This is a genomic window from Streptomyces rugosispiralis, assembly GCF_024505145.1.
Lineage (GTDB): Bacteria > Actinomycetota > Actinomycetes > Streptomycetales > Streptomycetaceae > Streptomyces > Streptomyces rugosispiralis.
Genome location: NZ_JANIAA010000295.1, coordinates 1 through 213 on the forward strand (window position 1 = coordinate 1; position 213 = coordinate 213).

Annotated in this window: 1 protein-coding gene; it reads left to right on the plus strand. The window is 76.1% G+C overall.

Features of this window, described 5'->3' with window-relative positions; genetic code table 11:
- Window positions 1-213: hypothetical protein (locus NP777_RS47525; RefSeq protein WP_256656423.1), on the plus strand; the 213-nt coding region annotated here is incomplete at both ends.

Consider the following 213-nt stretch of genomic DNA (forward strand, 5'->3'; position numbering starts at 1 on the left):
TCCGGCGGGGATGCGGCTGGAGACGCTGACCGGTGCCGTGCAGGCGGTGGTCGATCACCACGACATTCTGCGGGCGCGGCTGGAGACCGAGCCCGCCGCCCGTCTCCTCGTTCCCCCGGTCGTGTCCGTGGCCTCGTGGGTGCACCGGGTCGATGCGAGCGCGGCCGGGGCCGACCTGGAGCGCCTGATCGCCGAGCGGTCGCGGGCCGCCGC